Source organism: Micromonospora sp. AMSO1212t, assembly GCF_008868145.1.
Taxonomy (GTDB): Bacteria; Actinomycetota; Actinomycetes; order Mycobacteriales; family Micromonosporaceae; genus Micromonospora; species Micromonospora tulbaghiae.
In genome coordinates this window covers 1-6,878 of sequence record NZ_WBKS01000198.1, presented here as the reverse complement: position 1 = coordinate 6,878, position 6,878 = coordinate 1, and the positions used below count along the sequence as shown (strand labels likewise).

7 protein-coding genes are annotated in these 6,878 nt (G+C 71.9%); 4 read left to right on the top strand and 3 right to left on the bottom strand.

Annotated elements, in window-relative coordinates:
* From F8279_RS30390 to F8279_RS28575, 3 genes are all read right to left on the bottom strand, one after another.
* Window positions 1-783, bottom strand: a 783-nt coding sequence (locus F8279_RS30390) for a hypothetical protein (protein WP_192580793.1), incomplete at its 3' end; no start/stop codon positions are given.
* Between the two features lie 25 nt (window positions 784-808).
* Window positions 809-1,705, bottom strand: coding sequence for a WXG100 family type VII secretion target (locus F8279_RS28580; protein ID WP_151501597.1), 897 nt, complete (start codon window positions 1,703-1,705; stop codon window positions 809-811).
* Complete coding sequence (locus tag F8279_RS28575; protein ID WP_151501596.1) at window positions 1,702-2,112, bottom strand: YbaB/EbfC family nucleoid-associated protein; 411 nt, start codon at window positions 2,110-2,112, stop codon at window positions 1,702-1,704. Before F8279_RS28575 ends, F8279_RS28580 begins: the two co-directional genes overlap by 4 nt.
* A gap of 252 nt (window positions 2,113-2,364) precedes the next feature.
* On the opposite strand from F8279_RS28575, the gene F8279_RS28570 reads away from it, so the two are divergent.
* The 4 genes from F8279_RS28570 to F8279_RS28555 form a co-directional block, all read left to right on the top strand.
* Window positions 2,365-2,685, top strand: coding sequence for a WXG100 family type VII secretion target (locus tag F8279_RS28570; RefSeq protein WP_091416604.1), 321 nt, complete (start codon window positions 2,365-2,367; stop codon window positions 2,683-2,685).
* 38 nt (window positions 2,686-2,723) lie between these two features.
* Window positions 2,724-3,026 carry a WXG100 family type VII secretion target gene (locus tag F8279_RS28565; RefSeq protein ID WP_091416607.1) on the top strand — a complete coding sequence of 101 codons (303 nt, stop codon included), beginning with the start codon at window positions 2,724-2,726 and terminating at the stop codon, window positions 3,024-3,026.
* 135 nt (window positions 3,027-3,161) lie between these two features.
* Window positions 3,162-3,998, top strand: a complete 837-nt coding sequence (locus tag F8279_RS28560) for a hypothetical protein (RefSeq protein ID WP_151501595.1) — start codon at window positions 3,162-3,164, stop codon at window positions 3,996-3,998.
* A gap of 42 nt (window positions 3,999-4,040) precedes the next feature.
* The coding region (locus tag F8279_RS28555) for a hypothetical protein (protein ID WP_151501594.1) at window positions 4,041-6,878 on the top strand (2,838 nt) is incomplete at its 3' end.

Below are 6,878 nucleotides of genomic sequence, written 5' to 3'. Positions count from 1 at the left end.
GCCGCCGCCGCCGACCATCATGGTGAACAGGCCCTCGAACAGCGTCTCGGCGAGTGCCGACAGGCCCTCCCGCGACAGGACGTTGTTGTTGATCTTCGGGAAGAACTTGCCGCCGATCATCTGGACGCCGCTGACGCCCGCGCCGATGAAGGCGCCCCCGGCGAACGCCATCGCCAGATCCTTGTAGTCGAGGGACGTGCGGTTGCCCTCGATGATCTGCGTGACCTGGGCGGCGGCGCTCTGCCAGAGCTCCTCCAGGCCCTCCTGGAACGCCTCCCAGGCCAGCCGCATCAGCACGTTCTGCAGCCGCTGGCGGAACAGGCTGATCAACGCTCCGACGATCTCCTGACCGATCTTGATCAGGGCGGGCACCGCTGCGGCGCCGAAGCCGGAGGCCAGCGCGATGGCGATCTCCACCACCTGGGTGAAGGCCGCGATGACGATGTTGTACTGGGTGTTCTCCGAGTCCAGCGCGAAGTTGTAGGCCGAGCCGCCCAGAGCCAGCGCGATGTTGCCGCCGGCCGGCACGTTCTTGGTGATCCCGACCTGGTACTGCTGGAACGCGTCCATCGCCGGGCCGGACAGGCTCCCGGCCAGCCCGTAGCCGAGGTTGGCGGTCGCGCCCATCCCGTTGAGGATGGTGCTGCTGAGCGCGTACAGCTCGTCGCCCATGGCCCGCAGTGCGGCGGGGTCGGCCTTCGGGTACTCCTCGCCGACGGCGACGAGGATCAGGTCGTACGCCCACTGCCACTGCGGGTCGTTGGGGATGTGGAAGTCGGGCATGTCCTACCGGGCGCGGGTGGGTGGCTCAGGCGCCGGGGATGATCGGGGTGGGCGTGCCGTCGGGCGCGTAGCTGAGGTACAGCGGCTGGTAGCCGGGTGCGGTGGGGTCGACGGCCGGGTTCTCCTTGACGACGAAGAACCGGCCCTGTCCGGGATCGATCGCCCTGCCGTCCGGAGTGGTGACGGGTGTGCCGGTCAGCGGGGTGATCGAGTCGTAGAGGTTCGCGTCCACCCGGGTGCTGCCGTCCTCGAACGGGTTGAGTGCGATCAGCCGGTACTCCTCGGGCAGCGGCCGGCCGCCGACGTGCGCGGTCGCGTACTCCGGCTGCACGAAGTAGGACGAGATGGCCGGCAGGGCGGCGGTGGCCGGGATCAGCGGCTCGGCGGGCCGGACCGACCGCAGCGGCGTGCCCTGCTGCCGCGGGAGGAGCCGGGCCTGCTCGGTGACCAACTCACCGGTTGGCTCGCTGACCGCCAGCTTGCGGGACAGCAGATGGCGCCGGCGCGGCTCACCCTCCGCGGCGGGCTCCAGCACCCGGCCCGTGACCGCTGCCCGCGTCGCGTACGTGGGGCCGTCCAGGCGGTCGAAGTCCTTGGTCATCTTCCGGCTGACGTCCAGGGCGGCCTCGTCCGCCTCCCGGTACGCCCGGCCGCTCTCCGTGAGGCCCTGGGCGGTGTAGTGCAGCGTGCCCTTGACGCCGCCGATGATCGCTTCGAGGTTGTCCAGGCCCTCCAGGAACTTGGTCGAGAACTGCTCGCCCATGTCGTCGTCGCCCCAGGCGTTGGCGTACCGGGCGCGCAGGGCGGTCAACTGGGTGAGGTAGGACTCGTAGAGCTGCACGTGCGACTCGTACGCCTTGCCGAGCCCTTCGACGCCGTCCGGGTCGACCCACAGCCGCCCACCGGGATTGTTGCTGATCACTCGGGCCCCCGGGTCAGGAGTTCCCGCACGCTCGTCACCATGCGGGGCTCCTTGGGCAGGAACGCGTCGGCCCCCGCCTGGCCCCGGACCAGCTTGTGGGCGTCGAGGCCGTCGGGCAGCACCGGCGCCAGCACGTCGGCCGCCTGGTTCATGACCTGTTCCTTGGCGTCGGCGTAGGTCTCCAGGATGAGCCGGGTCAGGTCGGCCGTGGTGAGCCGCTTGTGGGCGCCGGAGGGGAACTGGATGTCGGTCAGCACGCCGTTCTGGCCGACCGTGACGCTCACCTCGCGTCGCGGTGACGTCGCGGTGGCCGAGAGCGCGCTCATCCGGGCCTGCATCTCGGCGAGGCTGTTGCGCTGCCGCTCGTACTCCTGGAACAGACCTTCGATGCGCTCGCTGTAGTTCACGACGGACCACTCCCTCGACGTCGCGGTCCAGTGAAGACGCCGCCCCGGTCGCGCCGGAACTCCGGCCGGGGATCAGTGCATGAAAGTGCAACCACTCTTCCCGGGCTGTCGGCCGACGCCGCCCGTTCCGGGGGCGCGGCCGTGCAATGTTGGGTGACGTTCGGACATGGTGGCGCGACCGGGTTGCCGCGGGGCACGGCCGCGGATCAACACTCTTCCCTGCCACCTTTCCCTGACATGAGGAGTCCGGCCGTGACGATGCCGATCGTCAGCACCACCGAAGAGGGTATGCAGCGGGCTGCCCAGGAGTTCTCCGACAAGGCCACCGAATTCACCGGCCAGCTGCGCGCGGTCAACGGGCAGATGGCCATCCTGATCTCCTCCTGGACCGGCCAGGCGTCGCAGGGCTTCAACCAGGCCATGGACAACTGGGAGAACGCCTTCCAGCGGGTGATCAACGAGCTGCTCAACATGCTCGAGGTCATGGGTGTCACCACCAAGGGCTACCAGACGGCCGAGGACGAGGCGTCGAGCGTGGCCAACTCCTTCGGCGCGGCCCTGCCGGGCATCTGAGCCGCACCCCGACCCCCCGACCTCCCGAGAGGACTGACATGTCCAACTACACCTTCGACTTCGTGCAGGCAGACGCCGTGCTGACCGACATGAACCGCATCAACGGCCAGATCCAGTCGTCGCTGGAGGAGATGGAGCGCACCGTCGAGGCGAGCCTCGCCCAGTGGACCGGTGCCGCCCAGGAGCAGTACAAGGTCTCGAAGCTGGCCTGGAACCAGGCGGCCGACTCGATGGTCGGCTACCTGGAGCAGGCCCGCCAGACTCTGCTGCAGATCTCCGACAACTACGGCACCACCGAGCAGCGTCACGCCATGATCTGGAACGACGTCCGAGGCGGCTGATCCGCTCGACGGCCGCCGCGGACGCGGCGTGGCGGCCTACCACGTTGTCCGTCCCCGGCCCGGTGAGCTCGACGACCCGGGCCGCTGGGGTCTGCGCCTTCGTTCCGCCGTCGACATTCGAGTGGAGTGAGTTCCTTGGCCACCATTGACTGGGGATATCCCAACGACAAAGCCATCAGCGCGATGGACGCCTACGGCATGGGTGACGACTTCCTCAAGAAGCCGGACGGCACCGTGCAGGCGGCGTACGACTCCTGGATGGCCTTCTACAACAAGCACCAGAACAGCCGCACCGGGGTGAACTTCGAGAAGTGGAAGGACGAGGTCCGCGCGGATCATCCGGAGTGGATCGAGGCCCGCGACTGGTACGACAAGAACATCCTCGACACCGACGGCTGGAAGAACCTCGTCAAGACGTACAAGGACAACATCACCGACCCGTCGAACGTGAAGCCGCCCGCGTTCACCGACCAGTCCGACTGGATCGACGACGAGATCTCGACCGGCTCGGGCTTCAAACCGCCGGCAGTCAACCCGACGTTCAAGGGTGACACCGCCTCGACCAGCGGCGTGGCGGTCAACACCGCCGCCCTGAAGTGGTTCGCCGAGCACGTGCTGGGCAGTATCACCGGCGCCGGGAAGATCCTGCTCACCACGGCCGACCAGGTGGGCGCGATCGACCCGCGTCCCGGCGCCTTCGCCCGGGCCGAGGTGCTGCGGCAGGCGATCGTCGGGGCGACGGCCCAGGACGGCGGCGTCAAGGGCGACATGAAGGACATGCTCGTCAACATGGACACCGCCCTGCTCGCGGTGCAGGCCGCCCTGCTGAAGATGGCCGCGGAGTACGAGAACCTCGAAGAGCTCAACGCCCTCACCACCGACAAGCTCAGCGAGATCATGGGTGACTCCTTCACGGGCCTGGAGAACCTGAAGACCTACGGCCAGAAGATCGTCAAGACCGACGGAAACTGACGCGGGCGAACAGGTCTCACCGCTCGCGAAGAGGGACAGGGCATGGGCAACGGTCTCGGTGACAGCAAGCTCGACGGGTGGAACGACCCCGCGGAGGAGGCGGCCACCTTCCCACCGAAGGTGGTCCCCGTCAGCGACCTGTACGACTACCAGACCTGGGCGAAGGAGACCCGGGGCTGGCGGAAGCTCGAGGCCGCGGTGAACGGCGGCGCCGCGCTGACCACCGAGAGCGGGCGGGACCACGCCGAAACGCTGGTGAGCGTCCGGTCCGTCGTCGAGACCGCGCAGGCCTTCCAGGCGACCCAGGACCTGCTGATCTGGCTCGAACAGACCATCCGTACCGCTGTCACCTCGATGGTCGGCGACGACAAGGCGTGGAAGGGGCCGGCAGCCAACGGGTTCCGCGACAAGATGAACTACTACGCCGACCTGCTCGGCAAGCAGGCAGAGCACCTGGCCGGCGGCGCAATCCCGGACTCCACCACGGCGGCCAACAGCATCAACTCCTCGACCAACCGCAACTCGCTGCCGTCGCAGCTCTACGACGCCGCCAACCATCTGTCCTGGGCCCAGCAGACGATCAGCTACCTGGACCGCGCCTGGGCGTCGATCGCCTCGAACAACGGCGTCGGCAGCGGCAGCGGCCCGGTGCCGATCAGCGGCACCGAGTACGAGAAGCCGATGGCCCAGCAGATGTCCGAGGTCGTCCACACGGTCGCCGAGCAGTACAAGATGACCACCGACAGGGCGGGGACGTCCGGGGTCACCATGCCCACGCCCAGCGTCACCACGCCGACGATGCCGAACTTCACGACGCCGAACCTCACGACGCCGAACCTCACGACCCCGCCGACGGTCCCCCCGCCGGTGTTCACCACGCCCTCCATCGGTGGCGTCACCACTCCACCCGTCAACGCGCCGCCGAACATCACGGTGCCCACGATCACCCCGCCGAACCTGTCCGGTATCGGCGGCCCGGGCCTCGGCCAGGGTCCGGGGACCATCACCCCGCCGTCGTTCTCGGGACCCGGTGCGATCGGCGGTCCCACACCCGGCGGCGGCAGCGGGCTGCCCGGCTTCGACGCGCCGGGCATCAACGGGCCGGGGGGCGTGGGCTTCCCCGGCGGTGGCGGCCTACCGGGCGGTGGCGGCGTGCCGGGTGGATTCGTCCCCGGTGTGGTTCCGCCGGGCATCAAGCCGCCGGGCTCGGCCAACCTCGGCGGCGGCGCGGGCGGCGCCGGTTCGGTCAAGCCGCCGTCGTTCTCCGGACCGGGTGAGGTGGGCGGCCTGAAGCCCGGGGCGGGCACAGGCGCAGGCATCGGCAGACCGGGCGGCGGGTTCACCGCGCCGGGCGTCCCCGGCTTCGGCTCGCCCGGCGGCGCCGGCCCCGGCGCGGGCGGTAGCCCGAGCCTGCCGGAGAAGCCGGACGCGAACGGGCTGCTCGGCAACAGCGACGACTTCGCCCCCGGCGTCGTCGGCGGTGTGGACATCCCGGCCGCCCCCGGCGGCGCCGTGCCCGGTGGCGGTGGCTTCCAGTCACCGATGATGCCGGGCATGCCCGGCGCGGGCGCTCCCGGCGCCGGTGCCGGTGGTGGATCCGGCGTCCCCGAGGCGCCTGACGCAAAGGGCCTGGTGGAGGGCGACGAGGCGGACTGGCGGTCACCCGGGTTCGACGGCGTGCAGGTCCCCGGCGCGCCGGCCGGCGCCTCGTCCGGCGGCGCCGGGCTCGGTGCGGGCATGCCGCCCATGCCCGGCATGCCGGGGCCCGCGGGCGGCGCGAACAATCCCGGTGGGACCGAGTCGCCCGACGCCCGGGGACTCGTCAGCGGCGATCCTGAGACCTGGGGACCGGTGGGCGTGGACGCGGGCGTACCGGACGGGTCGGGCGGTGCGCCGGCCGGTGGTGACGGGCTCGGCGTCGACGGCCCGCAGATCCCGGCCGCCCCGCCCGTGGCTCCGGGCGTCGGCGTCGACTCGCCGGTGGCGGCGCCGGCCGGCCCCGCCATGCCGATGATGCCCGGAGCGCCGGGCGCCGGTGCGGGCACGCCCGGCGGCGGTGTGCCGGACGCGCCCGACGCCTCCGGGCTGATCCAGGCCGACCTCGACGACTGGCGCCCGTCGACCCCCGACACCGGCACACCGCAGGCGCCGACGGGAGCGGACGCGGGCGGTGTCGGGCTGGGGGAGCCGGCCCACTCCGCGTCGGTCGTGCCGCCGAGCACCGGTGCGACGCCGCCGGTGGCCGGTGTGGTGCCGCCAATGGCCGGCCCGCCGGGCGGCAACGCGCCGGCCGGGACCACACCCCGGACCGCGCCCGACGCGTCCGGCCTGATCCGGCCGGACGAGGCCGACTGGACCCCGGCCGGACCGGGGGACGGCGCGCCGGAGACGGGCGGCGGCACGGCGGCCGGTGGCGCGGGACTCGACGGCTCCGCGCCGGTCGCCGGTGTGCCCGGCCCGCAGCCGGGGCCGGGCGACGCCACGGCGGGCGGCGGCACGGGCCCCGACGGTTCCGCGCCGGTCACCGGCGTGCCGGGCTCGCAACCGGGGCCGGACGGTCCGCCCGCCGGCCCGGGTCCGGGCGTGCCGGAGGCCGCCGCCGAGGAACCGGCCGCGCCGGAGGTTCCGGCAGCGCCCGTGTCCACCATCGGCGGTTCGTCGCCGGGTGCGCCCGTACCCGAGGTGATCGCACCGCCGACGGCGGTGGAGGTGCCGACCGTGGTCGACCTGTCCCCGGCGGTGGAACCGCCGCCGCGGGCCGAGCCGCCCGCGGCCGTCGCGCCGCCCACGGCCGTCGCGCCGCCTCCGGGCGTCGCGTCGCCTCCGGCCCTCGCGGAGCCGGCGGTCGGCGGTGTCGTGGCGGCTCCGGTGATCGTGGGC

Excerpts from the sequence above, each read along its gene's own strand:
- F8279_RS28565 (WP_091416607.1), top strand. The coding sequence starts at position 2,724 with ATGTCCAACTACACCTTCGACTTCGTGCAGGCAGACGCCGTGCTGACC.